Origin of the sequence: Pseudomonas sp. VD-NE ins (genome assembly GCF_031882575.1) — a bacterium.
GTDB lineage: Bacteria > Pseudomonadota > Gammaproteobacteria > Pseudomonadales > Pseudomonadaceae > Aquipseudomonas > Aquipseudomonas fluorescens_BZ.
In genome coordinates, this window is record NZ_CP134772.1 from 3290951 (window position 1) to 3317745 (window position 26795).

25 protein-coding genes are annotated in these 26795 nt (G+C 59.0%); 13 read left to right on the plus strand and 12 right to left on the minus strand.

From position 1 onward, the window contains the following. Positions 1 to 112: 112 nt before the first annotated feature. Positions 113 to 1129 carry an AraC family transcriptional regulator gene (locus RMV17_RS14520; protein WP_311886979.1) on the minus strand — a complete coding sequence of 339 codons (1017 nt, stop codon included), beginning with the start codon at positions 1127 to 1129 and terminating at the stop codon, positions 113 to 115. Positions 1130 to 1352: 223 nt separating this feature from the next. Between RMV17_RS14520 and efeU the strand changes: the two genes are divergently transcribed. Genes efeU through efeO (RMV17_RS14540) form a run of 4 tightly spaced genes read left to right on the plus strand, consistent with a single transcriptional unit; the run spans position 1353 to position 5577 of the window. Next, positions 1353 to 2198 carry an iron uptake transporter permease EfeU gene (efeU, locus tag RMV17_RS14525; RefSeq protein ID WP_311886980.1) on the plus strand — a complete coding sequence of 282 codons (846 nt, stop codon included), beginning with the start codon at positions 1353 to 1355 and terminating at the stop codon, positions 2196 to 2198. An 8-nt stretch (positions 2199 to 2206) separates the two neighbouring features. After that, positions 2207 to 3406 (plus strand): iron uptake system protein EfeO, encoded by a 1200-nt coding sequence (efeO, locus tag RMV17_RS14530; protein ID WP_311886981.1) that lies wholly within the window; start codon positions 2207 to 2209, stop codon positions 3404 to 3406. A gap of 18 nt (positions 3407 to 3424) precedes the next feature. Next, a complete protein-coding gene (gene efeB, locus RMV17_RS14535; protein WP_311886982.1) occupies positions 3425 to 4723 on the plus strand; it encodes an iron uptake transporter deferrochelatase/peroxidase subunit in 1299 nt (432 codons plus the stop codon). A gap of 29 nt (positions 4724 to 4752) precedes the next feature. Next, positions 4753 to 5577 carry an iron uptake system protein EfeO gene (efeO, locus tag RMV17_RS14540; RefSeq protein ID WP_034153957.1) on the plus strand — a complete coding sequence of 275 codons (825 nt, stop codon included), beginning with the start codon at positions 4753 to 4755 and terminating at the stop codon, positions 5575 to 5577. Positions 5578 to 5709: 132 nt separating this feature from the next. On the opposite strand, the gene pssA is transcribed toward efeO (RMV17_RS14540), so the two are convergent. Next, entirely contained in the window at positions 5710 to 7053 is a 1344-nt protein-coding gene (gene pssA, locus RMV17_RS14545) for a CDP-diacylglycerol--serine O-phosphatidyltransferase (RefSeq protein WP_311886983.1), read from the minus strand. Between the two features lie 204 nt (positions 7054 to 7257). Between pssA and RMV17_RS14550 the strand changes: the two genes are divergently transcribed. Together RMV17_RS14550 and RMV17_RS14555 are read left to right on the plus strand one after the other, a co-directional pair. Continuing rightward, positions 7258 to 7821, plus strand: coding sequence for a TetR/AcrR family transcriptional regulator (locus RMV17_RS14550; RefSeq protein WP_150792674.1), 564 nt, complete (start codon positions 7258 to 7260; stop codon positions 7819 to 7821). 54 nt (positions 7822 to 7875) lie between these two features. Then, positions 7876 to 8355, plus strand: coding sequence for a nuclear transport factor 2 family protein (locus RMV17_RS14555; protein WP_034153955.1), 480 nt, complete (start codon positions 7876 to 7878; stop codon positions 8353 to 8355). Between the two features lie 59 nt (positions 8356 to 8414). Here RMV17_RS14555 and sfnG read toward each other — a convergent pair whose 3' ends face one another. Beyond that, positions 8415 to 9497 carry a dimethylsulfone monooxygenase SfnG gene (gene sfnG / locus RMV17_RS14560; RefSeq protein WP_311886984.1) on the minus strand — a complete coding sequence of 361 codons (1083 nt, stop codon included), beginning with the start codon at positions 9495 to 9497 and terminating at the stop codon, positions 8415 to 8417. Positions 9498 to 9855: 358 nt separating this feature from the next. On the opposite strand from sfnG, the gene RMV17_RS14565 reads away from it, so the two are divergent. Continuing rightward, entirely contained in the window at positions 9856 to 10635 is a 780-nt protein-coding gene (locus RMV17_RS14565; RefSeq protein ID WP_201238216.1) for a TSUP family transporter, read from the plus strand. Here RMV17_RS14565 and nudC read toward each other — a convergent pair. From nudC to RMV17_RS14585, 4 genes are all read right to left on the minus strand, one after another. After that, a complete protein-coding gene (gene nudC, locus RMV17_RS14570; RefSeq protein WP_311886985.1) occupies positions 10603 to 11433 on the minus strand; it encodes an NAD(+) diphosphatase in 831 nt (276 codons plus the stop codon). The two genes, RMV17_RS14565 and nudC, sit on opposite strands and share 33 nt — an antisense overlap. A gap of 6 nt (positions 11434 to 11439) precedes the next feature. Continuing rightward, entirely contained in the window at positions 11440 to 12252 is an 813-nt protein-coding gene (locus RMV17_RS14575) for a crotonase/enoyl-CoA hydratase family protein (RefSeq protein ID WP_108224694.1), read from the minus strand. Between the two features lie 218 nt (positions 12253 to 12470). Then, on the minus strand, positions 12471 to 13394 hold the full coding sequence (locus RMV17_RS14580; protein WP_034153950.1) for a magnesium transporter CorA family protein: 924 nt from the start codon (positions 13392 to 13394) through the stop codon (positions 12471 to 12473). 7 nt (positions 13395 to 13401) lie between these two features. Next, positions 13402 to 14976, minus strand: coding sequence for a RimK family protein (locus RMV17_RS14585; protein WP_311886986.1), 1575 nt, complete (start codon positions 14974 to 14976; stop codon positions 13402 to 13404). Positions 14977 to 15068: 92 nt separating this feature from the next. Here RMV17_RS14585 and RMV17_RS14590 point away from each other — a divergent pair, with 92 nt between their 5' ends. Beyond that, positions 15069 to 16169, plus strand: a complete 1101-nt coding sequence (locus RMV17_RS14590) for a peptidase C39 family protein (protein ID WP_311886987.1) — start codon at positions 15069 to 15071, stop codon at positions 16167 to 16169. 108 nt (positions 16170 to 16277) lie between these two features. Here the strand turns inward: RMV17_RS14590 and RMV17_RS14595 are convergent, their stop codons facing one another. Beyond that, positions 16278 to 17432, minus strand: coding sequence for a PQQ-dependent sugar dehydrogenase (locus RMV17_RS14595; RefSeq protein ID WP_311886988.1), 1155 nt, complete (start codon positions 17430 to 17432; stop codon positions 16278 to 16280). 52 nt (positions 17433 to 17484) lie between these two features. Continuing rightward, positions 17485 to 17805, minus strand: coding sequence for a hypothetical protein (locus RMV17_RS14600; protein ID WP_311886989.1), 321 nt, complete (start codon positions 17803 to 17805; stop codon positions 17485 to 17487). 189 nt (positions 17806 to 17994) lie between these two features. On the opposite strand from RMV17_RS14600, the gene RMV17_RS14605 reads away from it, so the two are divergent. Beyond that, positions 17995 to 18861 (plus strand): Ku protein, encoded by an 867-nt coding sequence (locus tag RMV17_RS14605; RefSeq protein WP_311886990.1) that lies wholly within the window; start codon positions 17995 to 17997, stop codon positions 18859 to 18861. A gap of 164 nt (positions 18862 to 19025) precedes the next feature. On the opposite strand, the gene lpxO is transcribed toward RMV17_RS14605, so the two are convergent. Beyond that, a complete protein-coding gene (gene lpxO / locus RMV17_RS14610; RefSeq protein ID WP_034153945.1) occupies positions 19026 to 19925 on the minus strand; it encodes a lipid A hydroxylase LpxO in 900 nt (299 codons plus the stop codon). Positions 19926 to 20307: 382 nt separating this feature from the next. Here lpxO and RMV17_RS14615 point away from each other — a divergent pair, with 382 nt between their 5' ends. Together RMV17_RS14615 and RMV17_RS14620 are read left to right on the plus strand one after the other, a co-directional pair. After that, positions 20308 to 21894, plus strand: coding sequence for an ABC-F family ATPase (locus tag RMV17_RS14615; protein WP_007914779.1), 1587 nt, complete (start codon positions 20308 to 20310; stop codon positions 21892 to 21894). A 279-nt stretch (positions 21895 to 22173) separates the two neighbouring features. Continuing rightward, the gene (locus RMV17_RS14620; protein WP_034153943.1) at positions 22174 to 23361 is read left to right on the plus strand and encodes an MFS transporter; all 1188 of its coding nucleotides are present in this window, start codon (positions 22174 to 22176) and stop codon (positions 23359 to 23361) included. Between the two features lie 122 nt (positions 23362 to 23483). Here RMV17_RS14620 and RMV17_RS14625 read toward each other — a convergent pair whose 3' ends face one another. Beyond that, positions 23484 to 24521 carry an alpha/beta hydrolase family protein gene (locus tag RMV17_RS14625; RefSeq protein ID WP_108224741.1) on the minus strand — a complete coding sequence of 346 codons (1038 nt, stop codon included), beginning with the start codon at positions 24519 to 24521 and terminating at the stop codon, positions 23484 to 23486. Positions 24522 to 24757: 236 nt separating this feature from the next. Continuing rightward, entirely contained in the window at positions 24758 to 25369 is a 612-nt protein-coding gene (locus RMV17_RS14630) for an FMN-dependent NADH-azoreductase (RefSeq protein ID WP_034153941.1), read from the minus strand. 127 nt (positions 25370 to 25496) lie between these two features. Here RMV17_RS14630 and RMV17_RS14635 point away from each other — a divergent pair, with 127 nt between their 5' ends. Both RMV17_RS14635 and RMV17_RS14640 read left to right on the plus strand, forming a co-directional pair. Continuing rightward, positions 25497 to 26405 carry a LysR substrate-binding domain-containing protein gene (locus RMV17_RS14635; protein WP_034153940.1) on the plus strand — a complete coding sequence of 303 codons (909 nt, stop codon included), beginning with the start codon at positions 25497 to 25499 and terminating at the stop codon, positions 26403 to 26405. Further along, entirely contained in the window at positions 26402 to 26761 is a 360-nt protein-coding gene (locus tag RMV17_RS14640) for an MmcQ/YjbR family DNA-binding protein (RefSeq protein WP_034153939.1), read from the plus strand. The genes RMV17_RS14635 and RMV17_RS14640 overlap by 4 nt, the downstream gene beginning before the upstream one ends. The last annotated feature ends 34 nt before the right edge of the window (positions 26762 to 26795 follow it).

A 26795-nucleotide genomic window follows, 5' to 3' on the forward strand; every position in this document is an offset into this window, starting at 1 on the left:
GGCCAAGGTTTAAGTCTTGTGTTGCATGGACTGGCGCTTTCGCGAGCAGGCTCGCTCCCACAATTTGGAATGCATTCCCTTGTGGGAGCGAGCCTGCTCGCGAGAGGCCCGGTCAGACGACCTCGTTCAGGATCAGCGTGCGGTAATGGCCCGGATTCGACCCCGACCACTTGCGAAACGCCTTGTAGAACGAACTTGCATCGGCAAACCCCAAGCGGCTGGCGATCTCGACAAAACTGATCGAAGGCTCCGCCAGCCAGATAATCGCCAATTCCTTGCGCACGCTGTCCTTGAGTCCTTGATAGGTCTGCCCTTCCTCAGCCAAACGCCGGCGCAAGGTCGAAGCGGACATGCACAACTGTTGGGCCAAGGCCTCGGTTTCCGGCCACTGCTCGGCCGGCAACTCCCGCAGATCGTGCTTGATCCGACTGGCGAGGCTCTCCGGGTCGCGGTACTTGACCAGAATGTTGGCCGGGGCGTGGGCGAGAAAGCGTTTCAGTTCTTCGGCGGTGCGCTTGATCGGTAGATCGAGACAATCAGCAGAAAAAATCATTCGAGTACGTGGCCGCTCAAAACGCAGATTCTCCGAAAACATCACCCGGTAGTCATCGGTGAAGTCCGGCTCGGGGCAGCGCAGTTCAATCGCCAGAATTGGTATCCGCCGCCCCGCCAGCCAGCAGGCCACACCGTGGACGATCATCCAGTAGGTGAAATAGCTGAAGGCGCGGCGTGGTTCGGGATCGTCTTCAAGCAGAACGATTTCCGCCAGACTTTGCTGGTGCACCAGTTGCGCCGGCAGGCGCTCGAGCATCAGTGACAGAAAACTCAAACCCGTGCTCAACCCCGCTGCGAGTGTCGGTTGCGCCATCGCACTGCGACACAGGAATTCAAGGCTGCCGGACTTGAGCTTGCGCGGGTCCATGCCGAAAAACTCGTCATCGCCGCGCCGGGCCAATAACCGCCAGAGTTTCGCGTATTGCGAGGCTGGCACCCGGCCGTGCTCGGTTTGCAGCAACGCCGGATCAATCCCGACCTTGTTCAAGACTTCTTCCGTGGCCACGCCCGGGGCACAACTTTGCATCAGCGCTTCACGCACCAATTGAACGGCGATGGTGTCTTTTTCCGACATGGAGCGCGGTGAACCTTGTTGTTTTTGAATGGCAAGCATCTTACCGCAGCTAACACAAATACCCATGCAGGAGCTGCCGAAGGTTCGGGCGCCACCCGCATGAGAATGGTTGTTCTTTACTTCGTTCAGCTTGTGTTCAGGTTTATGTCAATGAATGTCATGTGAGAATGACTTTCATTATGTTACAACTTGTAACCTCTTCGAATGACCCTGTGGATGCCGAATGCTCGTTCCCTTTCTGATCATGCTGCGCGAAGGCATTGAAGCCGCGCTGATCGTTGGCATTATCGCCAGCTACCTGCAACAGACTGGCCGTGGCCAATGGATGCCGGCCGTGTGGATCGGCGTGTTTCTCGCCGCCGCCCTCGCCCTGCTGGTCGGCGGTGGCCTGGAACTGGTCAGTGCCGAATTCCCGCAGAAGCAGCAAGAACTGTTCGAAGGCATCGTCGGCCTGGTGGCCGTGGGCATTCTCAGCTCGATGGTGTTCTGGATGCGCAAGGTTGCGCGTTCGATCAAGCATTCGCTACAAGCCTCGCTGGATCACGCCCTGACGTCTTCTAAACATCAGGTCATTGCGCTGATCGCCATGGTGTTCTTCGCGGTCGCCCGGGAAGGTTTGGAAACGGTGTTCTTCCTGCTTGCGGTGTTCCAGCAGAGCGAAGGCCCGGGCGCGCCGGTCGGTGCCCTGCTCGGGTTGATTCTGGCGATCATCGTCGGCTTCCTGATCTACAGCGGCAGCATGCGTCTCAATCTTTCGGCGTTCTTCAAGTGGACCGGCCTGTTCATTCTGGTGGTCGCCGCCGGAATTCTCGCCAACTCGGTACAAGCGCTGCATGAAGCCGGGCTGTGGAATCACCTGCAAACCGTGCTGTTCGACTTCAGCGCGACGCTGCCGATGGACGGCCCGTTGGGCTCGGTGCTGGCTGGCATGTTCGGCTACCAGGATGCACCGACCATCAGCACCCTCGGTGCCTATCTGATCTATCTGCTGGTGGCGCTGGTGATGTTTTTTTACCCGGCTCCCGCGCCGAAGCCCTCCGCACAATCGTCTTCCGTTTCCAGCCAATAAGGGCATTCATGTCAAAGCCTAATACTCCTCAGGCCTCCCCTCCCCGCGCCTTGCGCTGGGCGGTGGCCGGCTCGGTGGTGGTAATGATCGCCGCTGGCGGTCTGTTTTATTACGCCTCGAAAATGGCTGCGGCCAAGCGTCAGCACAACCACGATGAAGTGGTGGTGAACATTCATCCGGGCAGTTGCGAGCCGAATGCACTGACCGTACCGGCCGGTCGCGCCAGTTTCCGCATCGTCAACCGCTCCGACCGCGCCGTGGAATGGGAAATCCTTGACGGCGTACTCGTCGTCGAAGAACGCGAAAACATCGCGCCGGGCCTGAGCCAAGTGATCAACGCCAACCTGCAACCCGGCGATTACGCGATCACCTGCGGCCTGCTGAGCAACCCGCGCGGCACCTTGCGCGTGACACCGACGGCAGCCTCTGACGCAGCGGCCAAAGCCAAACCGTCGATGGTTGCCTTCGTCGGGCCGCTGTCGGAATTCCGCGTGTATCTGGCCAGCCAGGGCAGCGCGCTGATCAAAGCCGTGACCGCGCTCGATCAAGCCATTGAAAGCGGCGACTTGAGTCAGGCGCAGGCACTGTACTTGCCGGCGCGTGCGGCGTATCAACGTCTGGCCCCTGCCGCGCAACGCTTGGCTGAGCTGGACAACAGCATCAACGCCCGCGCCGATTACTTCGAAAAGCGCGAACAGGATCCGGCCTTCGTCGGCTTCCACCGCCTCGAATACGCGCTGTTCCAGCAACGCAAACTCGATGAACTGACGCCCGTGGCCCAGCGCCTGCTCGGCGATGTCACCACGCTCAAACAGCAATTGCTCGCGCAGAGCCTGCCACCAGAGCAACTGGTCAATATCGTCGTACGCAACCTCAACACCTTGGCCGACGTCCGTGCTGCCAGCGGTGAAGAAGAACGCTACAGCCATAGCGACCTCAACGGTTTCGCCGCCAATGCGCAAACCGCACACAAAGTCGTCGACCTGCTGCGGCCGATGCTGAGCAAATCCGCTGCCGACCTGCTGCCGAAAATCGACAAGGCACTGACGGATTTCGACAGTGAACTCGACACCTACAAGATCAAGGACGGCTACGTCAGCTACGACGCCATCAGCGGCGCACAACGCAAGCAGATCGCCGACAAGGCGCAGGCCTTGGCCGACGCACTGGATGGCATCGATCCCGCCCTCGGCCTCTCCGGCCTGTAAGCAGAAGACCCATTTCCGATGAAAGATATCGAACCACTCAACCTGCAACGTCGCCGTGTCCTGATGGGCATGGGCGCCGCCGGTGTCGCCCTCGCCGGGTCCGCCCTGAGCTGCCCGGCCATGGCTGCCGCGCCTGCGCAAGTCACCGAAGCACCGAGCAGCGACAAGACCGAAGACCGCCACGATTTCCACGGCGTACACCAGACCGGCATCGTCACCCCGCGTCCGGCCTCGGGCATGCTGGTTTCCTTCGATGTGTTGGCCAGTGATCGCGAAGACCTTGAGCGGCTTTTCCGCACCCTCAACGAGCGCATCGCGTTTCTGATGAAGGGCGGCCCGGTCGCGCAGATCGATCCGAAACTGCCGCCGCCGGATTCCGGCATCCTCGGCCCGAACGTGGCGCCGGACAACCTGACCATCACCGTTTCTGTCGGCGAGTCACTGTTCGACGAGCGCTTCGGTCTGGCCGAGGCCAAGCCCAAGCGTCTGATCCGAATGGTCGGTTTCCCCAACGACGCGCTGGACGCCGATTGCTGCCATGGCGACCTGAGCCTGCAGTTCTGCTCGAACACCGCTGACACCAATATTCACGCCCTGCGCGACATCGTCAAAAACCTCCCTGATCTGCTGCTGGTGCGTTGGAAACAGGAAGGCAGCGTGCCGCCGCAAGCCCCGGCGAAACCGGGTGTGCCGGCACAGTCGGCGCGTAACTTCCTCGGTTTCCGTGATGGCTCGGCCAACCCGGATTCCAACGACAGCAAAGCCATGGATCGCCTGGTCTGGGTGCAACCGGGCAGTGACGAACCGGCCTGGGCCGCTCACGGCAGCTATCAAGCGGTGCGGATCATCCGCAACTTCGTCGAGCGCTGGGACCGTACACCGCTGCAGGAACAGGAAAGCATCATCGGCCGGGTCAAAACCAGCGGCGCGCCGATGGGTGCGCAGCATGAGACGGAAGTCCCGGATTACAGCAAAGACCCGGAAGGCAAACTGACCAAACTCGACGCGCACATTCGCTTGGCCAACCCGCGCACCGCTGCGAGCCAAGCCAACCTGATCCTGCGCCGGCCGTTCAATTATTCGAATGGCGTGAACAAGAACGGTCAGCTCGACATGGGTTTGCTGTTCATCTGTTACCAGGCCGATCTGGAAAAAGGCTTCATCACCGTGCAGACCCGCCTCAACGGCGAGCCGCTGGAGGAATACCTCAAACCGGTCGGCGGCGGCTATTTCTTCACCCTGCCGGGTGTCACGGGCGACAAGGACTTCATCGGTCGCTCGCTGCTCAACGCCACTCAACCGAAAACCGCTGCCTGAAACAACATCCCAACACTGGAGCCGCCCCCATGAAAAAGACGCCACTCGCGCTATTGCTGACCCTAGGTTTGCTCAACACCCCGCTGTCGGCGTTCGCCGCTACAGCACCGCTGGATCTGGTCGGGCCGGTGTCGGACTACAAGATTTACGTCACCGAGCAACTGGATGAGCTGGGCAGCCACACCCAGCAGTTCACCGATGCCGTGAAGAAAGGCGACCTCGCTACCGCGCAAAAGCTCTACGCACCGACCCGCGTTTACTACGAGTCGATCGAGCCGATTGCCGAGCTGTTCAGTGACCTCGATGCGTCCATCGACTCCCGTGTCGACGACCACGAGAAAGGCGTGAAGGCTGAAGACTTCACCGGTTTCCACCGCATCGAATACACGCTGTTCTCGGAGAAAAGCACCGCAGGCCTGAACGAGCTGGCAGACAAGCTCAACAGCGACGTCAAAGACCTGCAGACCCGCGTGGCTGGCCTGACCTTCCCGCCTGAGAAAGTCGTCGGTGGTGCTGCGGCGCTGCTGGAAGAAGTCGCCGCGACCAAGATTTCCGGCGAAGAAGATCGCTACAGCCACACCGACCTGTACGACTTCCAGGGCAACATCGACGGCGCGAAGAAAATCGTCGACCTGTTCCGTCCGCAGATCGAGCAGCAGGACAAGGCTTTTGTCGCGAAGGTCGACAAGAACTTTGCCACGGTCGACAAGATTCTGGCCAAGTACAAGACCAAGGACGGTGGTTTCGAGACTTATGACAAGGTGAAGGATAACGACCGTAAAGCGCTGGTTGGGCCGGTGAATACACTGGCTGAAGATTTGTCCACGTTGCGTGGCAAACTGGGTCTGAACTAAGTTTATTTAGCGTCTAAGCGGGCCCCATCGCTGGCAAGCCAGCTCCCACAGTGTTCTCGGTCAGCCACAAATCTTGTGTACACCATAGAACCTGTGGGAGCTGGCTTGCCAGCGATGGCATTTTCAGCAGCGCTAAAGAATCCGATAGAGCAACCGCTCAATCCGCACCCGACTCACGCGTTTGAGAAACTTGGCCACCGCGCCCGGGTACTCCGGCAGCGTCTCCAGACTCTGAAAGCTGTCAATCCGCGTGGTATGGCGGAAGATTTCTTCCAGCTCCTTCGCCCGAGGCTCCAGCCATTCGCCTTTCGGGTCATCGATCAGCAGCGCATTCTCCAGATCCAGACGGAACGCCCGAGGATTGAGGTTGTTGCCGGTCAGCAGCGTATAACGCTGGTCGATCCACATACCCTTGAGGTGATAGGTGTTATCGCCGTCACGCCACAGGTGCAGGTTCAACTGACCGCTGTCGATGTTGCGCTGATGCCGTTTGGCGAAGCGGCGCAGGCTGATCTCGTACAGATACGGCAACGCCGCAATCACCTTGAACGGCTCGCTGGGCGGGATATAGAAATCGTTGGCGGTTTTGTCGCCGACGACAATGTCGATCTTCACGCCGCGGGCCAATGCGCGGTTGATCTCGCGGATCACACCCAGCGGCAGGTTGAAGTACGGCGTGCAAATCGTCAGCTGCTTTTGCGCACTGGCGATCAGTTCGAGAATCGCCCGGTTCAACGGGTTGTTTTTGCCGACGCCGAGCAACGGGGTAACGGACAAACCGTCTCTGGCGGTGGTGCCCGTGGCAGTGTCGTAAGTGGCGTACTTCAGACGGCTGCGCAGATCGCCGATGTCGTTGCGCAAACTGCGCGTGGTCGGCAGGTTCGGCAGATCGAGACGGTGCACGGCTTTCGATTCGATCAGGCCATGCTTGACCAAGTGATGCATCGAGTCGGCCAGCTCGTGGCTTTGCAGGACGTGATAACGGTCGAAACGGTACTTGTCGAACTTGTGCAGGTAGACGTTGTTCAGGCTCGCGCCGCTGTAGACCACGCAGTCGTCGATCACAAAGCCCTTCAAATGCAGCACGCCAAACAACTCGCGGGTCTGCACCGGAACGCCGTACACCGGTACTTCGCTCTGGTGCGTGCGGGTCATTTCCTGATACCACGCCGAATTGCCCGGTTGCTTGCCTGCACCGATCAGCCCACGCTGAGCGCGCAGCCAATCGACCACCACGGCGATTTCCAGCTCGGGGCGCTTGAGCTTGGCGGCGTGCAGAGCATCGAGGATTTCCTGACCGGCTTCGTCTTGCTGCAGATACAGCGCGACGATGTAGATGCGCTGGGTCGCCGTGGCGATTTTCTCCAGCAGGCAACGACGGAACTCGGCGGCGCCGGACAGAATGGTCACGGCCTCGGCGGTCAGCGGAAAGCTGCGCAGTTTGGGCAGCAAGGAACGTTTGAAAAGCAACGGCATAGGGCTCGCAATGGGTCGAATCCGAAGAACCCGAGAGCTTACACCATCGCATCCTTCGGGTCTTGTTAGTGCCCGTAAAGAGATCAAAAGATCGCAGCCTTCGGCAGCTCCTACACGGGCCAATGTAGGAGCTGCCGAAGGCTGCGATCTTTTGATCCTAAAAAGCCATTGACCAAGGAGAACAATCGTTCTACTGTTCGCCACATGAACGAAATCACTAGCAACGACACACGCGACATCATTCTGGATGTCACCGAAAAGCTGATCTACAAAAGTGGCATCGCTGCCACCAGCATGGATCTTCTGGTGAAAACCGCCGGCGTCTCCAGAAAAAGCATCTACCGCTACTTTGCCGACAAGGACGCACTCACTGTCGCCGCCCTGCAACGCCGCGATGTGCGCTGGATGCACTGGTACAGAAGCGCCGTCGATCAGGCCGAAACCCCGGCCGATCGCCTGCTCAACCTGTTTACCGTGCTCAAGAGCTGGTTTGCCTCCGAAGGCTTTCGCGGCTGCGCGTTCATCAATACCAGCGGCGAAACCGGTGACCCGCAAGACCCGGTGCGCCTGGTGGCGAAAGAACACAAACAGAAGCTGCTCGACTACGTGTGCGAGCTGTGTACCGAACATGGTGCCGAGGATCCGCAACTGCTGGCCAGACAGCTGCTGATCCTGATTGACGGTGCCATTACCGTAGCGCTTGTGATGGGTGATCACAGTGCCGCCGATAATGCGCAATGCATGGCGCGAAAGTTATTGGACCTGTAACGCCTTAATAAGCCGGACTTGTTGTTCAATTATTAATTAGATCGGGAGACTGATATGTCTACTGCAGCCCAGGTACGTCCGCCATTGCCGCCCTTCAACCGTGAATCGGCGATCGAAAAAGTTCGTCTGGCCGAGGATGGCTGGAACTCCCGCGACCCGGAACGGGTATCGCTGGCTTACACCCTCGACACTAAATGGCGCAACCGCGCCGAATTCGCCAACAACCGCGAAGAAGCCAAGGCCTTCCTGACCCGTAAATGGGCGAAAGAGCTGGATTATCGTTTGATCAAGGAGCTGTGGGCTTACTCCGATACGCGCATCGCCGTGCGTTACGCCTATGAATGGCACGATGATTCGGGTAACTGGTTCCGCTCTTATGGCAACGAAAACTGGGAATTCGATGAGCAGGGCCTGATGTTCCAGCGCTATGCCTGCATCAACGACATGCCGATCAAGGAAAGCGAACGCAAGTTCCACTGGCCGCTGGGCCGGCGCCCGGATGATCACCCGGGCCTGTCTGACCTCGGTCTGTAACAATCGACCCTGTAGGAGCTGCCGAAGGTTCGGCAGCTCCTACAGGGGATTTGTGGGTGTCAGGCGACAGCGGCAGTCTTCTCGGCCTCCAGTTCGCGCACCAGCGGTAATACGCGCCGCCCGAAATATTCGACCTCTTCCTGAAAGTGCAGGAACCCCGCCAGCACCAGATCCACACCCACTGCTTTCAACGCCACAATCCGCTCGGCAATCTGCAACGGCGTGCCAATCAGATTGGTCTTGAAGCCATCGTTGTACTGCACCAGATCCTCAAACGTCGATTTCGCCCAGTTGCCCTCACCCTCCGGCGATGCCCGGCCCGCCTGTTTCGCCGCATCACCAAAGGCGTTCACCGCTTCCGGGTCAGCCTGATCGATGATCTGCGCGAGCACGGCGCGCGCCTCTTCTTCGGTATCACGGGCGATGACAAACGCGTTGACGCCAACTTTCACCGAATGATGATTCGCCGCTGCTTTGGCACGAATATCGTCGACCTGCGCCTTGATCCCCTCGACGCTGTTGCCATTGGTGAAATACCAGTCCGAGACCCGGGCGGCCATGTCCCGCGCTGCACGGGAACTGCCGCCCTGGAAAATCTCCGGACGGCCCAGCGGTTTCGGTTTCAGGCTGTAATTGTCGAAGCGATAGAAATCGCCGCGAAAGCTGAAGTTGTCCTGACTCCACACGCCTCGTAGCGAGCGAATGAACTCTTCGGAACGGCGATAACGCTCGTCGTGCTCCAGCCAGTGCTCGCCGATGGCCTGGAACTCGCCTTTGAACCAGCCGCTGACGATGTTCACCGCGATACGGCCGTTGGTGAGTTGATCGATCGTCGCCAGTTGCTTGGCCGCCAGCGCTGGTTGCCACGGGCCGGGCAGGATTGCCGCGATCACTTTGAGTTTGCTGGTGGCCGCGAGCAACGCGTGGCTGAATGCCACGGATTCATGCTGGAACTCGGCACCGTAACCGGCGGTGAAACGGATCTGTGTCAGCGCGTATTCGAACCCGGCGGCCTCGGCGATCTGCGCCAGTTTGCGGTTGTAGTCGATGCCCCAATCGGTGCGCTGTTCGATCTTGCTGACCACCAGCCCACCGCTGACGTTCGGCACCCAGTAGGCAAATTTAACGGCTTGCTGACTCATTGGCGTTTCCTCGGGACGTTTGCGGAGATGAGAGTGGTAGAGCAGCAAGCGTGCCAGGGTTGAAATGCCCGGTTTTATTGATGTTCGGCGTGGGATTGATGTTTTGTAGAGGGGGATTTGTTGGCGGGTTGTTGTGTGGGCAACAGTTGGTTTATTTGTTGGCGCGACTGTCCTCATCGCTGGCAAGCCAGCTCCCACAATGATCAGGGTGAACAATGATCTTGGGTACAACGCAAAAAACTGTGGGAGCTGGCTTGCCAGCGAAGGCTGTCAGACGGGTCGCCGCAACACTTGGAAATGAGTAACATGACCGCCCTCCCCGCAGCCAAATCTGCGCCCTGCCGAATAAGCCGATTCCATGCCTTTCGAACTCAGCGTTGACCTCACCACCCTCGCCATCCTGGCCGTTGTCGCCTTCATTGCCGGTTTCATCGATGCCATCGCCGGCGGTGGCGGTCTGTTGACCACGCCTGCCCTGCTGACGGCCGGCCTGCCGCCGCACCTGGTGCTCGGCACCAACAAATTGAGTTCGACCTTCGGCTCCGCCACCGCCAGTTTTACCTTCTACCGCCGCAAACTATTCCACCCACGGCAGTGGGTGCACGCGATTGTCGGCACGCTGGTCGGCGCATTGACCGGCGCCATCGTCGCTCATTACCTGCCGGCCGAATGGCTGAACAAGATGCTCCCGGTCATCGTCTTCGCCTGCGGTCTCTACCTGCTATTCGGCGGCACGCCAAAAGCGCCACTCGACAGTGACGCCCCGATCAAAAAGAAATGGCAATCGAGCCAAGGCTTCAGCCTCGGTTTCTACGACGGCGTGGCCGGGCCCGGCACAGGCGCGTTCTGGACGGTGAGCAGCCTGCTGCTCTATCCGATCGACCTGGTCAAGGCCAGCGGCGTAGCGCGCAGCATGAACTTCGTCAGCAACATTGCGGCGCTGTCGGTGTTCGTGTTTTCCGGGCAGGTGGACTGGATCATCGGCCTGAGCATGGGCCTGTCGGTGATGGTCGGCGCGTTCTTTGGCGCGCGCACCGCAATCAGCGGTGGCGCCAAGTTCATTCGCCCGGTGTTCATCACCGTGGTGCTGGGTTTGACCGTGCGCCTAGCCTGGCAGCACTGGTTCAGCGTGGCCTAAGCGCCGCGCCACGTAGACGTCGATCAGGTAGCGGGCAATCGACTTGGACGCCGGCAGCGGCGGCAGGTCGTGCACGTTGAACCACTGGGCATCTTCGATCTCGTCTTCCTGACAGACAATCTCGCCACCGGCGTATTCGGCATGGAAGCCGAGCATCATCGAATGCGGGAACGGCCAGCACTGGCTGCCCAGGTACTGAATGTTCTGCACCTCGATCTGCACTTCTTCGCGCACTTCCCGAATCAGGCAATCCTCGGCCGACTCGCCCGGCTCGGCGAACCCGGCCAGCGTGCTGTAAACCCCGGTGACGAAACGCGGTGAACGCGCCAGCAGAATCTCGTCGCCGCGGGTGATAAGCACAATCATGCTCGGTGAAATGCGCGGATAACTGCGCAGATCGCACGGCTGGCAATACATCGCCCGCTCACGCGGCACTTGCGTCATGGCTTGCCCGCAATTACCGCAGAAACGATGCTCGCGGGCCCACGTACCAATCTGCGCGGCATACCCAAGCACTTTGTAGATCGTGTGATCGCCATCGAGCATGAACGCCCGCAGACCTTTCCAGTTGCAACCCGGCACTTCGCTGGCACTGCGCAGTTCCAGCAGGTACACCGGCTCGCCATCCAAATGGCCAATGCCGTGCTCGGCGAGGACCCACAAGTCCTGCCGCTTGAGCCATTCCCGCGGGAACAGTGCGCCGTTGTCGTCGAACAAAAAGCCTTCCGGGCTGCGCGCCACGGCCCAGCCGCCGGGTTGATCGGTGTCCAGTACTGCAGTGGTCCAGCGAGATGTCATGGTTTCTCAGTCCAGGAATTCGGGTTTCTGTTTGCTCATATGGGCGGCCATGGCCACGCGCAAGTCGGTGGATTGCAACATGGCGGCGTTCCAGGTGGCAACGTATTCGAGACCGTCGTCGATGCGATGGTCGCGCATGTAGCTGATCATTTCCTTGGTGCCGGTCACCGCGATCGGCGATTTCGAAGCGATGTCGCGAGCGATGTCGAGCACACCTTCGAGCAGCGCGTCCTTGTCGCTGTAGACGCGATTGACCAGACCGATGCTGCGCGCCTCTTCGGCGCCAAAAGTGCGACCGGTGTACGCCAGTTCACGCAGCATGCCGTCACCGATGATCCGTGGCAACCGTTGCAAAGTGCCAACATCGGCGGCCATGCCGATATCGATTTCCTTGATCGAGAATTGGGCGTCTTCAGCGGCGTAACGCATGTCGCAGGCGGCGATCAGATCGATCGCGCCACCCAGGCAGTAACCTTGAATAGCCGCGAGTACCGGTTTGCGGCAGTTGTCGACGGCGTTGAACGAGGCTTGCAGGGTGAGGATCTTGCGGCGCAGCAGGCGCGCATTGCGGCCGACGTCCTTGCCCAGTTCATTGGCGACGCCGGCGAGCATCATCAGGTCGATTCCCGAGGAAAAATGTTTACCGTTGCCACTGAGCACCACCACGCGCACTTCGTCGGTGTCGTCGATCCACTGGAAGATCTCGACGATCTCGCTCCAGAACGCCGCGTTCATCGAGTTGATCTTCTCCGGGCGATTGATCTGCACATGGGCGATGTTGTCGGCCAGTTCGACGCTGAAGGCGGAGTATTGAGTCATGGCAGTGATCCTTTACCGGGCTGAAAATGAGGCCCGAACTATAACAAGGCATCACAGTGGCGGTTCGGCCAAATGCGGGACTGGCTTGAGTTTTACTTTGCCTGTGCCGGCCTCTTCGCGAGCAAGTCGAATCGTCGCACCGTCGCTCCCACATTTAGAAATGCATTCCCCTGTGGGAGCGAGCTTGCTCGCGAAGGCGTCCGATCAATCACTACAAATCATCTGGCCAAACGCCTTAGCCCAAACAACATCCCCCCCGCCCCCAGCAACATCACCGCCAAAAACAGCGGATAAGAAACCCACCACGGCGTCCCCGCCGTCATCATGCTGAACTCCGACATGCCGCCAATACTGGCAATCAGGTTCAACGGCAGAAACACCACGTTGATCAAGGTCAGCTTGCGCAGCAGGTTGTTCATGCTGTTGTTCATCAGATTGCCACGCGCATCGATCAGCCCGGAAAACACCGTCGAGTAGATTTCCGCCTGCTTGTAGCATTGGTTGTTTTCGATGATCAGGTCGTCGATCAGGCCGAGCGCTTCACTGCCGAAGTGCTGTTTTTCCGCATGATTGCGCAGGCGCGTCAGCACCGCGCCGTTGCTGTGCAGGGCATTGATGTAATAGATCAGGCTTTCGCTGAGGTTGAACATCTGCACCAAGTGCTGATTCTGCATCGAGGCGTTGAATTTTTGCTGCAGCTCGCGGGCGACCAGTTTGATCACCTTCAGGTGCCCGAGGTAGTGATGGATGTTGTTGAACAGCAGATCAAGCAACACATCCAGCGGCGTATTCAACGGCTGGCGGGTACCGAGGCCGTGCAGCGGCGTGTCGTCGGTGGCGATCACTAGCAATTGCCCCGGCGCGAACAGCAGTCCGCAGGACGACACCTCAAACGCCAGACTGCCACCGCCGGAATAATTTTCCGGTCGTTTCCAGATCAGGAACAAGTGGTCGGGATGAAACTCGATGCGCGACACCTCGTCCGGGTCCAGCGCTGACGCCAAGGCGTGTTCATCAACCTTGAAATGACTGTGCAGCAAGTCGCGCTCGGCGGCATCGGGGTTGCTGAACAGCATGACCTCGGCGTCCAGTCGCTCGACCCGCTGCAGGGCGCCGTGGCTCAATGCGAAGCTGTTGATCATCGGGGTTTCACCAGGCCTGACCGCGACGCTTGAGTTCCAGGCGGCGCACGAACTCTTCCAGCACCAGTGAATACAGATCGTCGTGCAAATAGGCGTCTTCAATGCCGGCGTCGAGGTTGGGGTTGTCGTTGACTTCGATCACCACAACCTTGTCGCCCGCCTGTTTCAGATCGACACCGTAGAGGCCGTCGCCGATCAGGTTGGCGGTCTTCACCGCCAGCTCCACCACCGCACGCGGCGCCTCGTGGATCGCCATCGTTCGGCATTCGCCATTGACGTCCTGACCCTTGGCCTTGTGGTTGTAGATTTGCCAGTGACCTTTGGACATGAAGTATTGGCAGGCAAAGATCGGTTTGCGGTTGAGCACGCCAATGCGCCAGTCGTACTCGGTATAGAAAAACTCCTGAGCCAGCAGCAACACCGAGTGTTCGAACAGTTCGGCGGTCGCTTCGAGCAAGGCCTGCTGGCTTTCGACCTTGATCACGCCCCGGGAAAAACAACCGTCGGGGATCTTCAGCACCAGCGGGAAACCGAGGCGTTCGCCGACGCGTTCGAAGTCCTCCGGTCGCTCCTTGTAGAGAATTTCGGTGGCGGGCATGCCCAGTTGATGGCTGTTGAGCAGGTCGGTCAGATAGACCTTGTTGGTGCAGCGAAGGATCGACGTCGGGTCATCCATGACCACCAGCCCTTCACTTTCGGCCTTCTTGGCGAAGCGATAAGTGTGATTGTCGACGCTGGTGGTTTCGCGAATCAGCAAGCCGTCGTACTCGGCCAGACGCGCGTAATCCTTGCGCTCAATCAGTTCGACGTCGATGCCCATGCCTTTGCCAACCCGGACGAAATTCGCCAGTGCCTTGGCGTTGGATGGCGGCAAAGCTTCTTGTGGATCGTGCAGTATCGCCAGGTCGTAACGCGCCACTTGCGGCGAGCGCGGCACTCGCCAGACTTTACGGCTGAAACCGTCCAGCGCATTGGCAAACTGATCTTCCTGATCATCGCGCAACTTGTGCAAGGCGCCGGACTTTATACCTTCGATGTGCCAGCCGTTAGTTCGACGAAACTCAACTAACAAAATCGGACAGGGAAATACTTCAAACAATTGCCGGGCCAGATCCTGTAAGGGCTCAATATGTGTTCGGCCAAAATACAGGGTCAGAGTAAAACCTTCGGTATCACTGTAGAGATGATGACTAAGGGCTTTCTCCAGGGTTTTATCAAGATCGTCCAGCGCCAGGCCGTAGAGTGATTTTTTCGTCAGTTCGCTGATGGTGCGCACCGACGGAATCACCTTGTGCCCCCGTGCTTCGGCGAGTAGCGAGCAGTAGTAACCGTGGCCCAGGTACTTATAGCTGCGGCACAGATTGATCACCTGCACACGCTTGCCCGGCTCGCTGTCACAGCTGTGCTCGAGGTATTCCTGAGCCGTCAGGATGTCTTCACTGGGAAAATATGAAGCCCAGTCTTCCTTGCGCTCGACAATAATCAACACTTGACTGGAGGCTTTAATCGCTGAACTTAAAAGAGTTGCCGCCGGCAAACTTTGCTCGGATACTTCGCGCCAATGACCCTGTACCGCTGACATAGAGATTGATCCGTTGGAGAACAAGACCTTTTCTATTAAGCACGAAGTTTTTTGAAAGTCTCGTTTCGTTACGCAACTTTTACGGTGGTCATATGAAGGCTGTTTTTCGTTTGGCGGTAGTTGAAGACTTGCCGGCGCTGCTGGCACTGGAAATGCAATGTTTCACCACGGACCGGCTTACCAGTCGCAGCTTTCAATGGATGATCACCCGTGCTCACGGGCAGTTGCTGGTGGCGGAGTGCGACGGTCATTTGTTGGGTTATGCGTTGGTGTTGTTTCATCGCGGCACTTCGCTCGCGCGGCTGTATTCCATCGCGATCGCCGTTGAATCGCGGGGGACGGGCCTGAGCAAGCAACTGCTGCAATGCATCGAAACGCTGGCGCTGGAGCACGATTGTGCGTACCTGCGCCTGGAGGTGCGCCTCGACAACCCTGCGGCCATCGCGCTGTACGAACGCAATGGCTACCGGCGTTTTGCGCTGATTCACGATTACTACGAAGACCACGCCGATGCGCTGCGCCTAGAGAAACGTATTCTCCAGCACCGCGACTCGCGCAGCATCAAAGTGCCTTACTACCCGCAAACCACCGATTTCACCTGTGGCCCGGCGTGCCTGTTGATGGCCATGGGCGCACTGCAATCGGAACGTTTATTGGAGCGGCGCGAAGAACTGCAGATCTGGCGTGAAGCGACCACGGTGTTCATGACCTCCGGCCATGGCGGTTGCAGTCCGCAGGGATTGGCGTTGGCGGCGTGGCGTCGGGGGTTTCGCGTCCGTATGGCGCTGAGCATGAGCGGGCCGTTATTCCTCGATGGAGTGCGTGACGCGCATAAAAAAGACGTCATGCGCCTGGTCCATGAAGAGTTCACGGCGCAATTGCAGGATACCGATGTCGAGTGTGTAATCGGTGCGTTGCTGGATCTGCCGCGACTGCTGGATGCCGGTGGGCAACCGCTGGTGTTGATCAGCAGCTATCGGCTGACCCGCTCCAAGTCGCCGCACTGGGTAATCGTGACCGACTGCGACGAGGATTTCGTTTACCTGCATGACCCGGATGTCGATCACAGCCAGCATCGGCAGCCCATGGACTGCCAGCATGTGCCGGTCAGCCATGGGGAGTTCGAGAAAATGTGCCGGTTTGGCCGGGGTAAATTGCGTGCGGCGGTGGTGCTGTATCCCCGCGAAACGTGAGAACTCACCTGTAGGAGCTGCCGAAGGCTGCGATCTTTTGATTTTGAAAAACAAGATCAAAAGATCGCAGCCTCGTTGCACTCGACAGCTCCTACAGGAGGATCGTCTTTAGAGCGCGGGCTTCAGGCCGATCTTGTACAGCGAGCCATTCTCTTCATCCGTCAACACATACAGATAACCATCCGGCCCTTGCCGTACATCGCGAATCCGCTGCTTCAGCTCGCCCAGCAAGCGCTCCTCGTGCACCACCTTGTCGCCATCGAACTGCAAGCGGATCAATTCCTGAGTCACCAACGCGCCAATAAACGCATTGTGTTGCCACGGTTTAAAGCGATCGGCATCGTAAAACGCCATGCCAGTGACGCCCGGCGACTTCTCCCATACATGGTGCGGCGCGACCGTGCCTTCGGCCGTTTTGCCCTGGGCTTCCGGTATTGGCTGCATTGAGTAATTGATGCCGTGGGTCGCCAGTGGCCAGCCGTAGTTCTTGCCGCGTTCGATAATGTTCACCTCATCGCCGCCGCGCGGGCCGTGCTCGTTCTCCCACAGCGTGCCAGTCCATGGGTTGAGCGCCGCGCCCTGTGGGTTGCGCACGCCGTAAGCCCAGATTTCCGGGCGAACGCCGGACTGGCCGACAAAGGGGTTGTCATCCGGCACCTTGCCGTCCGGGTAGATGCGCACGACCTTGCCTTGCAGCTTGTCGAGATCCTGCGCGGTCGGCCGGTCATTGTTCTCGCCCAAAGTAATGAACAAATAACCGTCGCGATCAAACACCAGCCGTGAGCCGAAGTGATTGCCGACCGAAAGCTTCGGCTCCTGGCGGAAGATTACTTTGAAATCCTTCAGCGTCTTCAAGTCATCTGAAAGCCGTCCGCGCCCCACAGCGGTGCCGGCCTTGTCGCCGGCACCGCCACCTTCGGCATAGGACAGATACACCAGACGATCCTGTTTGAAATCCGGCGACAGCGCCACATCCAGCAACCCGCCCTGCCCCTTGGCCCAGACCTGCGGCACACCGGTGATCGGCGCCGATAGCTTGCCGTCGGCCGCCACCACGCGCAGATTGCCGGGACGCTCAGTGACCAGCATGCCTTGGCGATCCGGCAAAAACGCCAGCGCCCACGGATGTTCAAGGCCTGCGGTGATGGTCGTGACTTCGAGGGTGCCCTGTTCGCTTTGCAGCTCTTTGGGCGCGGCGGCAAAGGCCGGTGCACTGATCAGAGCACCAGCACACAGTGTGGCTAGAAGGGTTTTACGCAACATGCACGATTCCTTTTGTTCGTTTGTGGGGCCGGCAGGACTTCAGTTCTGCCGCTCAACGGTTGCTGTCTCCGCTGCGCGAAGGTGGATTGGGAATGAACGTGGGTGGCGTGCTCGGCACCGAGCGGATCGGCTGGCCATTGCCGATACCACGGTTCTCGACCGTAGGCTGACGTGGCGTCGGCACAGTGTTCGGCCCCCGAATGGGCGGAGCGCTCGGCTGGGTGCCCTGCATGCTGTTGGGGTTGGCCCGGCGGATCGGGCTGTTGTAAGGGTTATTGCTGTTGCCGGTCGGGCTTTGCGCCAGCAGGACATCGGCATGAACAAGCCCGCCACTGAGGGCCAGGACGACGATGCCAAGCAAAATTCGGTTCATGACGCTGCCTCTCGATGGGCCGGGGATAGAGCGTTCGAGTCCACGCTACGCTCAGGGTTCGGATTTGTTAACCCGCAAGCCTTAAACAACATGTAACACGGCTTGACCAAGTCATCGCCAACCCGCGCATTTCGGGGAAACTTTCCGCCAGGGCAGCAGGTCATCCGATCATCACTCGGAGAACTCACCATGGCTCGGGCAATCTGGAAAGGCGCAATCAGTTTCGGACTGGTGCACATCCCTGTCGCACTGGTCTCGGCGACCTCGTCGCAGGGCGTGGATTTCGATTGGCTCGACAGCCGCAGCATGGACCCGGTGGGCTATAAACGGGTGAACAAGGTCACCGGCAAGGAAGTCACCAAGGAGCACATTGTCAAAGGCGTGGCCTATGAAAAGGGCCGTTATGTGGTGCTCAGCGAAGAGGAAATTCGCTCGGCGCACCCTGTTTCAACGCAGACCATCGACATCTTTTCCTTCGTCGACGCCGAACAGATTCCCCTGCAAAACATCGACACGCCCTACTACCTGGCACCCGACAAGCGCGGTGGCAAGGTCTACGCATTGCTGCGCGAGACACTGAGCAAAACCAATAAAGTCGCCCTCGCCCGCGTGGTCCTGCATACGCGCCAGTACCTGGCGGCGCTGATGCCGCTGGAAGATGCATTGGTGCTGGTGAAACTGCGCTGGCCGCAAGAGGTGCGTGGCCTCGGTGAGTTGGAATTGGGTCCTGAAGTGACCAAGCCACAGCTGGCCAAGGGTGAACTGGACATGGCCAAGCGGTTGGTGCAGGACATGAGCGCCGACTGGAAGCCCGAGGATTACAAGGATGAGTTCGAAGACAAGATCATGGCGCTGGTCGAGAAAAAGGCCCATGAAGGCAAGATCGAGGATGTTGAAACGGTGGGTGGCGAGGAAGAGCGTAAAACCGCTGATGTGATCGACTTGACCGAGCTGCTCAAACGCAGTCTGGGTGGCAAAGCGCCGGCCAAGCCGAAGGCGAAGGCCGCGACCAAGACAGCGCCAGCCAAGAGGACAAAGAAGGCCTCGGGAGAATGACAATAGAAGGATTGTCAGCCAACTGACAGGTTGTATTTGAGAGAGTCTTCGCGAGCAGGCTCGCTCCCACAGGGTTCTGAGTCGAGTGCGAAATTCGCATTCACCCAATTTCACTGTGGGAGCGAGCCTGCTCGCGAAGGGGCCAGCCAAAGCAATGCAAAAACTCAGATCAGAATGAACACCGCCAGCAAACCACCGAAGATCGCCCACTTTTCCATGTAGTAACGTTTGCGATTGCGTTTCTTCAGCTCTTTACCACGCAGGCGAATCTTGTAGATCCGGGTAAACAAACGGTTGATCCCGCCCGTGCGGTCGCCAGCATCGTTCGGCGCGCCTGCCGCCGACATAACGGTACGGCTGAACCAGCTGTTGAACGCCGCCGCCCAGCGGTACTTCATCGGTCGTTCAATGTCGCAGAACAGGATGATGCGGTTCTTGTCGGTGGTGTTTTCGGCGTAATGAATAAACGTCTCGTCGAACATCACCGCTTCGCCGTCACGCCAGTGGTAGCTCTCGCCGTCGACGTTGATATAGCAGCCAGCGTCGTTTGGCGTGTCCAGACCCAGGTGATAGCGATACGAGCCTGCATACGGGTCACGGTGACGCACCAGTTTCGAACCCGGTGGCAGCTCGGCAAACATCGCGGCCTTGATCGAACCGATGCTCTGCACCAGTTCGGTGGTGCGTGGGCACAGCTTCATCGCCGACGGATGGCTCTCGCCGTACCACTTCAGATAGAAACGCTTCCAGCCGCTTTTGAAGAACGAGTTGAAACCGACATCGTCGTACTGGTTAGAGCGTTTGATCTCGCCGGCACGCAGCAAATTCTGCCCTTCTTCGCGGATTTCTTCCCAGTGCGCCTGCAACGGGCTCAAGTCAGGAAACTCGCTCGGGTCCAGGTACGGCTTGTTCGGCTTCTTCGAAAACAGATAAAGGAAGCAGTTGATCGGCGCAAGAAACGTCGAATGGTCACTCAGTTGTCGACCGAGCTTGTGGCGCACACGCCCACGCAAATGAACGTATGCAATGGAAATGACATAAATAGCAGCAATGATGAGTTTCACGGAAATCGTCACACGTCAGAAAGTGAACAAACTGCGCACCCGGCGGCCTGAGGCCTAGCGTCTTATGCAGTGGTCTGAATACACATGGCACGTCCTTGAGCCCGCGCCAGAAACCGGACGCTCGGTGAAAGGTGGCATTTTAGCCACAGTTTGTAACCGATAGTGAATCTTCAACTGTGAAAAACTGTCCCGTGATCATGCCAATCGGCGATCGTGGCGTGATCGCCCTATCGTTTAAAGAGCCAGACCAGTACAATCGCCGCCAAACTTTACGCGCCCCCCTTGGTTGATGACGGGACTCTCCCGCTTCAGCGCACTTTGACTCGGGCCAAGCGCTGCAGCCGCACCCTCGCTTTTTAAGAATGCTTCGCAGGAATAACTCTTGATTTCTACAGCTAACATCACGATGCAGTTCGGCGCCAAGCCGCTCTTCGAAAACGTTTCGGTCAAATTCGGCGCGGGCAATCGCTACGGTCTGATCGGCGCCAACGGTTGCGGCAAGTCGACCTTCATGAAAATCCTCGGCGGCGACCTCGATCCGTCCGGCGGTCAGGTCATGCTCGAGCCGAACGTGCGTCTGGGTAAATTGCGCCAGGACCAGTTCGCCTACGAAGAATTCACCGTGATCGACACCGTGATCATGGGTCACGAAGAGCTGTGGAAGGTCAAGGCTGAGCGCGATCGTATCTACTCGCTGCCGGAAATGAGCGAAGAAGACGGCATGGCCGTGGCCGAGCTGGAAACCGAATTCGCCGAGATGGACGGCTACACCGCCGAATCCCGCGCCGGTGAACTGTTGCTGGGCCTGGGTATTGGCATCGAGCAACACTTCGGCCCGATGAGCGAAGTCTCGCCAGGCTGGAAACTGCGCGTGTTGCTGGCGCAGGCGCTGTTCTCCGATCCGGAAGTGCTGTTGCTCGACGAACCGACCAACCACCTGGACATCAACACCATCCGCTGGCTGGAAAACGTTCTGACCCAGCGTAACAGCCTGATGATCATCATCTCCCACGACCGTCACTTCCTGAACAGCGTGTGCACGCACATGGCTGACCTGGATTACGGCGAGCTGCGTCTGTTCCCGGGCAACTACGACGAGTACATGACCGTGGCGACCCAGTCCCGCGAGCAACTGTTGTCGGACAACGCCAAGAAGAAAGCGCAGATTTCCGAGCTGCAATCGTTCGTCAGCCGCTTCTCGGCCAACGCCTCGAAAGCCAAGCAGGCTACCTCCCGTGCCAAGGCGATCGACAAGATCCAGCTGGCCGAGGTCAAGCCTTCGAGCCGCGTGAGCCCGTTCATCCGCTTCGATCAGAACAAGAAGCTGCACCGCCAGGCGGTCATCGTCGAGAAAATGGCCAAAGGCTTCGACGGCAAACCCCTGTTCAAAGATTTCAGCTTCCAGGTTGAAGCCGGCGAGCGCGTGGCGATCATCGGCCCGAACGGTATCGGCAAAACCACCCTGCTGCGCACCCTGGTCAACGAACTGACCCCGGACGCCGGCAGCATCAAGTGGACCGACGCCGCCGAACTGGGCTACTACGCCCAGGACCACGCGCACGACTTCGAAGACGACGTTACCCTGTTCGACTGGATGGGTCAGTGGACTCAGGGCGAGCAGATGATTCGCGGTACTTTGGGCCGCATGCTGTTCTCCAACGACGAGATCCTCAAGTCGGTCAAAGTGATTTCCGGTGGTGAGCAAGGTCGCATGCTGTTCGGCAAGCTGATCCTGCAAAAGCCGAACGTGCTGATCATGGACGAACCAACCAACCACTTGGACATGGAATCGATCGAGGCGCTGAACCTGGCGCTGGAAAACTACCCGGGCACGCTGATCTTCGTCAGCCACGACCGTGAGTTCGTATCGTCCCTGGCCACGCGCATCATCGAGCTGAGCCCGGATGGCGTGACGGACTTCAGCGGCACTTACGATGACTACCTGCGTAGTCAGGGTGTTGTGTTCTAAAAGCAGCTTCAAGTGTTGAGCTGCTAGCTTCAAGCTAAAGCCCTGTCCATGTGACGGGGCTTTTTGCATTCCAAGGTGAGGGATTTGCGGGTGCGGCTACCTTCGCGAGCAGGCTCGCTCCCACAGGGGAATGCATTCCAAAGGTGGGAGCGAGCCTGCTCGCGAAGGGGCCATCAGCCGCACCATCAATCCCCAGGGAAAGTAGTTAGCCTGCTTTCTTTTATCTGACACCCAAGCCATGATGCGAACTCTCCCACCGCCGCCCGCGAACGAGTCCTCATGTCTGCGCAGCAACTGCCACCGCAAAGCTCCATGGCGATCACCCTGCAGATCGTCTCCATCGTGTTCTATACCTTTATTGCGTTCCTCTGCATCGGTCTGCCGATCGCGGTATTGCCCGGTTACGTGCATGAGCAACTGGGTTTCAGCGCGGTCATTGCCGGGCTGGTGATTGGCTCGCAATATCTGGCCACCCTGCTCAGCCGGCCGATGGCCGGGCGCATGTCGGATACGGTCGGGACCAAGCGGGCGATCATTTATGGCTTGTGGGGAATTGTCCTCAGCGGTTTGCTGACGCTGCTCTCTACGCTGCTACAGGACTTTCCGCTCGCCAGCCTGATCATTCTGATTATCGGCCGTTTGCTGCTCGGCATCGCGCAAGGGCTGATCGGCGTCGGCACCATCAGTTGGTGCATGGGCCAGGTCGGTGTCGAGCACACCGCGAAATCCATCGGCTGGAACGGCATCGCTTCCTATGGCGCGATTGCGATTGGTGCGCCGTTGGGCGTGGTGATGGTCGCCGATTACGGCTTCACCAGCCTCGGCATCGCACTGGCCGTGCTGGCAGCCGGTGCACTGGTGCTGATCCGCAATAAGCCTTCGGTGCCGGTGATCCGTGGCGAACGGTTGCCGTTCTGGGCGGTGTTCGGGCGGATCGCCCCGTATGGCGCCAGCCTGACCCTAGCCTCGATCGGCTACGGCACGCTGACCACTTTCATCACCCTGTATTACCTCAACCGTGGCTGGACCGGCGCGGCGTACTGCCTGACGGTGTTTGGTGTGTGCTTCATCCTGTCGCGGCTGATGTTTATCTCGGCGATCAGTCGGTTTGGCGGGTTCAGGTCCGCCATCGCGTGCATGACCATCGAAACCTTGGGGCTGGTGCTGTTGTGGCTGGCGCCGTCGACCGCGTTCGCCTTGATCGGCGCGGGGCTGGCGGGGTTTGGCCTGTCGCTGGTGTATCCGGCGTTGGGTGTCGAGGCGATCAAACAGGTGCCCAGTTCCAGTCGTGGTTCCGGGTTGGGCGCTTATGCGGTTTTTTTCGATCTGGCGCTGGCGATTGCCGGGCCGTTAATGGGCGCGGTGGCGTTGAATCTGGGGTATTCGTGGATATTCTTCTGTGCGGCGCTGTTGTCGGTGATTGGGTTGGGTCTGACCCTGCTGCTCCAGCGCCGGGCGATTTCCTGAACCTTGAACCAAACCCTGTGGGAGCGAGCCTGCTCGCGAAAGCGGTGAATCAGTCAGCACATATATTGACTGACACTACGCTTTCGCGAGCAGGCTCGCTCCCACAAGGGTTCTGCACCTGACTATTGATCCGCGGTCTGCATGCCGGCCCGGGTCGGCTTGCCCAGAGTATGCGAGAAGAACCGCCCGGCCTCGGAGATCAGGTTGCGATGGATATCCTCGCGATCCACGCCATCAGCATCGGTACACAACGCCGGCATCGCGCGAATCTGCTCTTCGTTGCACGGTGCCATAAAGACGAAGTGCCCTGCCCCGGCCAGTAGTTTGAAATCCGGCGCCGTTGGCAGTTTGCGCGCCAGCGCGGCAGCGTTCTTGTCGAAGGCCACCAGTTTGTCGCCATCACCGCTGTAGAGCAGCACCGGCACATGCACGTCAGCCAGGGTGTGACGACCGAACTTGAGGCTCAGCGGTGCCATTAACAGAAGCGCATGGACACGCGGATCGGCCACCGGTTGCAGGTCATCACGATCGACGATCAATTCGCCCTGCGTATTGCAGGCATCACGATCATCCGGACGTTCCTGGCAATAACGCCGCAGACGATCCAGATCCGGTTGCGCCCCGGACAGGATCAACGCGGTCTCGCCGCCCGCCGAATAACCGATCACCCCGACCTGATCGGCGTTGACGTACGGCGCAAGCATGCGGTCGCCAAGGGTCGCGGTAATCGCTTCGGAAATCTGGATGGGCCGCCCGTAGAGATTGCTCAGGGTGCCGAGCCGGCTGTGGTCTTTGGAGTTGTCGCCGGGATGAATCACCGCCACCACCACAAAGCCTTTGCGCGCCAGCGAGGTCGCGAGGTCGTGCAGCGCCAGCGGCGTGCCGGTGTTGCCGTGGGAAAGCATCAGCATCGGAAAGCGGCCGATGGCGACTTTGGTGTCTTCGCCGGCCTCGACTGAATAGCCTTCGAGCAGGCTCATGTGTTCACGGTCGCTGGAAGGATAGAAGGCAATGGCGCGCATCGGCTGCAAATCCAGCGGATCGAGGAACGTCATCTCGTGATAACCGACGCTCCACACCGGGTGTCGCCCAGGCGCAGCCTGCACTGAATTCAGGCTGCCAAGCAGGCAAATCAGTAACGCTGCACAAAGACGCATCATGGGATGCCCCACCCTGTTGTTACTCAATCGAAAGATCCGTGGCGTTGCGGGCCAGAAACGCCGGGGATTCGGCGTTTCGGTACGACAATGCACTCAGACGCTGATTGTGTGATTGCATAACCCGGGCCAGATTATGTAACAGCCAGAAACAAAAAACTCCGTATTCGCCCCTTGCGGAACCAGAATACAGAGTTTTTTGGGTGTTACCTGAACATCAGCTGTTCTTTACGCAAGCCTTACGCGGCGGCGAACAGTTGCTCGCTGATCTTCGCTTGTGCAGCGGTCATAGCGTTGTTGCGCACTTCTTCGCCATAAGCGAGGCCTTCGGCACGAACGATTTCGATGTCGGTGATGCCAAGGAAGCCCAACACCAGCTTCAGGTACTCTTCGTGAGCGATGCCACTGGCCTGACCGGCATGAATGCCGCCGGAGGTGGAAACGATCACCACTTTCTTGCCACCGCACAGGCCTTCAGGGCCGGCTTCGGTGTAACGGAAGGTTTGACCGGCGACTGCAACGCGGTCGATCCACGCCTTAAGCTGGGTCGGTACGGTGAAGTTGTACATCGGTGCGGCGATGACGACGGCGTCGGCAGCGATGAATTCGGCCAGGGTCGAAGCGCTCAGTTCGGCTTCGTGCTGTTGAGCAGCGTTACGCAGCTCAGCGGTGGTGCCGGCGGCGACCAGGGTGGTCGACGAGAAGTGGCTGATGGCGTCGGCGGCCAGGTCGCGGTAGGTCACCACGGCGCTTGGCTCGGCGGCTTGCCAGGCTTTGACGACTTCGCCGCTCAACTGACGGGAAGCCGAGTTGTCGCCCAGAATGCTCGAATCGATATGCAGCAGTTTCATGTGGAATCTCCTGGAAGGAATCGCCGGTGGCGACGGAATGGAGACAATCCTACGCAAGAAACCAATGGATTATTAGCCGCCTTAAATGCGATAGTTTGTCCCACTGATAGAACAGTTGGATTTCCCAATGCAAGACCTCAACGATCTCTACTATTTCGCCAAAGTCGTCGAGGCCGGCGGTTTTGCCGCGGCCGGGCGATTGCTGGGCATTCCCAAGTCACGCCTGTCGCGGCGCATTGCCGAACTGGAAGAACGCCTTGGCGCGCGTTTGCTGCAGCGCACCACCCGACAACTCAACCTCACGGCGGTTGGCGAACGTTATCTGCGTCACTGTCAGGCGATGTTGCTGGAAGCGGAAATGGCCGATGAAGCGGTCGCCAGCATGTCCAGTGAGCCGCGTGGACGTTTGCGGGTGTCATGCCCGACCGGTTTGGCGCATGAGATGCTGCCGTGGGTGATCAGCGAATTTCTCGGTAAATTCCCGCAGGTGCAACTTGAAGTCGTTCTGCTCAATCGCCGCGTCGATCTGGTCGGCGAAGGCTTTGATGTGGCGTTGCGCGTGCGTGAACATGGAGATGAGGATCCGTTGCTGGTCACCCGGCGTCTGCGCCAGGCGCAAATGGTCGTGGTGGCCAGCCCGGCGTTTATCCAGGGTCAAACGATTCACCATCCACAAGACTTGAAAACGCTGCCGGTGCTCGGCGCGCTGGAGGCGGATCGTCTGGTTCATGTGCGCCTGTTCGATCAGCAGGGCAACAGTTTTGAGCTGAACATGGAAGCACGCCTGGGCATCGACGACTTCATTGTGCGCAAAGCCTGCGTGCTGGCCGGCCAGGGTTTTACGTTGCTACCGATGATGTACTGCGAAGAAGAACTGAGAAACGGCACCCTGGTGCAATTGCTGCCAGAGTGGTCGTTGCCCGGCGGCTGGCTGCAAGCGGTGTATCCGCATCGACGCGGCGTGATGCCGGCGGTGCGCGCGTGGATCGATCATCTGGTCGAGTCGTTCAATGCCTGTGGGGAGCGGTTGTTATGAGCAAAGGAAAGATGAACGAAGCCGACGTCGCCGCGTTCTGCCTGGCATTGCCCGGGGCTCGGGAAGATTACAAGTGGGGCGGCGTGCGGGTGTTTTCGATTGCCGGCAACAAGATGTTTGCCTTGCAGGGGCTGCGTGGGGATTCACTGGCGTTCAAGGTCGACAAGGATCTGTTTCTCGGTCATTGCGACCGCCCGGGGATTCATCCGGCGCCGTATCTGGCGCGGGCACAGTGGATCATCATGCATCCGCCCTACCCGTTGGGTGCCGAGGAGTTGCAGGGTTTGCTGCAGCGCTCGCATCAACTGGTGGTGGGCAAGTTGCCGAAAAAGACCCAAATCGGATTATTGCTGTAACCCCGATCTCCCTGTGGGAGCGAGCCTGCTCGCG

Bases quoted from the DNA above. Each gene is read 5' to 3' on its own strand.
- RMV17_RS14520 (WP_311886979.1), bottom strand. From the start codon at position 1,129: ATGTCGGAAAAAGACACCATCGCCGTTCAATTGGTGCGTGAAGCGCTG.
- efeU (WP_311886980.1), top strand. From the start codon at position 1,353: ATGCTCGTTCCCTTTCTGATCATGCTGCGCGAAGGCATTGAAGCCGCG.
- efeO (WP_311886981.1), top strand. From the start codon at position 2,207: ATGTCAAAGCCTAATACTCCTCAGGCCTCCCCTCCCCGCGCCTTGCGC.
- efeB (WP_311886982.1), top strand. From the start codon at position 3,425: ATGAAAGATATCGAACCACTCAACCTGCAACGTCGCCGTGTCCTGATG.
- efeO (WP_034153957.1), top strand. From the start codon at position 4,753: ATGAAAAAGACGCCACTCGCGCTATTGCTGACCCTAGGTTTGCTCAAC.
- pssA (WP_311886983.1), bottom strand. From the start codon at position 7,053: ATGCCGTTGCTTTTCAAACGTTCCTTGCTGCCCAAACTGCGCAGCTTT.
- RMV17_RS14550 (WP_150792674.1), top strand. From the start codon at position 7,258: ATGAACGAAATCACTAGCAACGACACACGCGACATCATTCTGGATGTC.
- RMV17_RS14555 (WP_034153955.1), top strand. From the start codon at position 7,876: ATGTCTACTGCAGCCCAGGTACGTCCGCCATTGCCGCCCTTCAACCGT.
- sfnG (WP_311886984.1), bottom strand. From the start codon at position 9,497: ATGAGTCAGCAAGCCGTTAAATTTGCCTACTGGGTGCCGAACGTCAGC.
- RMV17_RS14565 (WP_201238216.1), top strand. From the start codon at position 9,856: ATGCCTTTCGAACTCAGCGTTGACCTCACCACCCTCGCCATCCTGGCC.
- nudC (WP_311886985.1), bottom strand. From the start codon at position 11,433: ATGACATCTCGCTGGACCACTGCAGTACTGGACACCGATCAACCCGGC.
- RMV17_RS14575 (WP_108224694.1), bottom strand. From the start codon at position 12,252: ATGACTCAATACTCCGCCTTCAGCGTCGAACTGGCCGACAACATCGCC.
- RMV17_RS14580 (WP_034153950.1), bottom strand. From the start codon at position 13,394: ATGATCAACAGCTTCGCATTGAGCCACGGCGCCCTGCAGCGGGTCGAG.
- RMV17_RS14585 (WP_311886986.1), bottom strand. From the start codon at position 14,976: ATGTCAGCGGTACAGGGTCATTGGCGCGAAGTATCCGAGCAAAGTTTG.
- RMV17_RS14590 (WP_311886987.1), top strand. From the start codon at position 15,069: ATGAAGGCTGTTTTTCGTTTGGCGGTAGTTGAAGACTTGCCGGCGCTG.
- RMV17_RS14595 (WP_311886988.1), bottom strand. From the start codon at position 17,432: ATGTTGCGTAAAACCCTTCTAGCCACACTGTGTGCTGGTGCTCTGATC.
- RMV17_RS14600 (WP_311886989.1), bottom strand. From the start codon at position 17,805: ATGAACCGAATTTTGCTTGGCATCGTCGTCCTGGCCCTCAGTGGCGGG.
- RMV17_RS14605 (WP_311886990.1), top strand. From the start codon at position 17,995: ATGGCTCGGGCAATCTGGAAAGGCGCAATCAGTTTCGGACTGGTGCAC.
- RMV17_RS14620 (WP_034153943.1), top strand. From the start codon at position 22,174: ATGTCTGCGCAGCAACTGCCACCGCAAAGCTCCATGGCGATCACCCTG.
- RMV17_RS14625 (WP_108224741.1), bottom strand. From the start codon at position 24,521: ATGATGCGTCTTTGTGCAGCGTTACTGATTTGCCTGCTTGGCAGCCTG.
- RMV17_RS14630 (WP_034153941.1), bottom strand. From the start codon at position 25,369: ATGAAACTGCTGCATATCGATTCGAGCATTCTGGGCGACAACTCGGCT.
- RMV17_RS14635 (WP_034153940.1), top strand. From the start codon at position 25,497: ATGCAAGACCTCAACGATCTCTACTATTTCGCCAAAGTCGTCGAGGCC.
- RMV17_RS14640 (WP_034153939.1), top strand. From the start codon at position 26,402: ATGAGCAAAGGAAAGATGAACGAAGCCGACGTCGCCGCGTTCTGCCTG.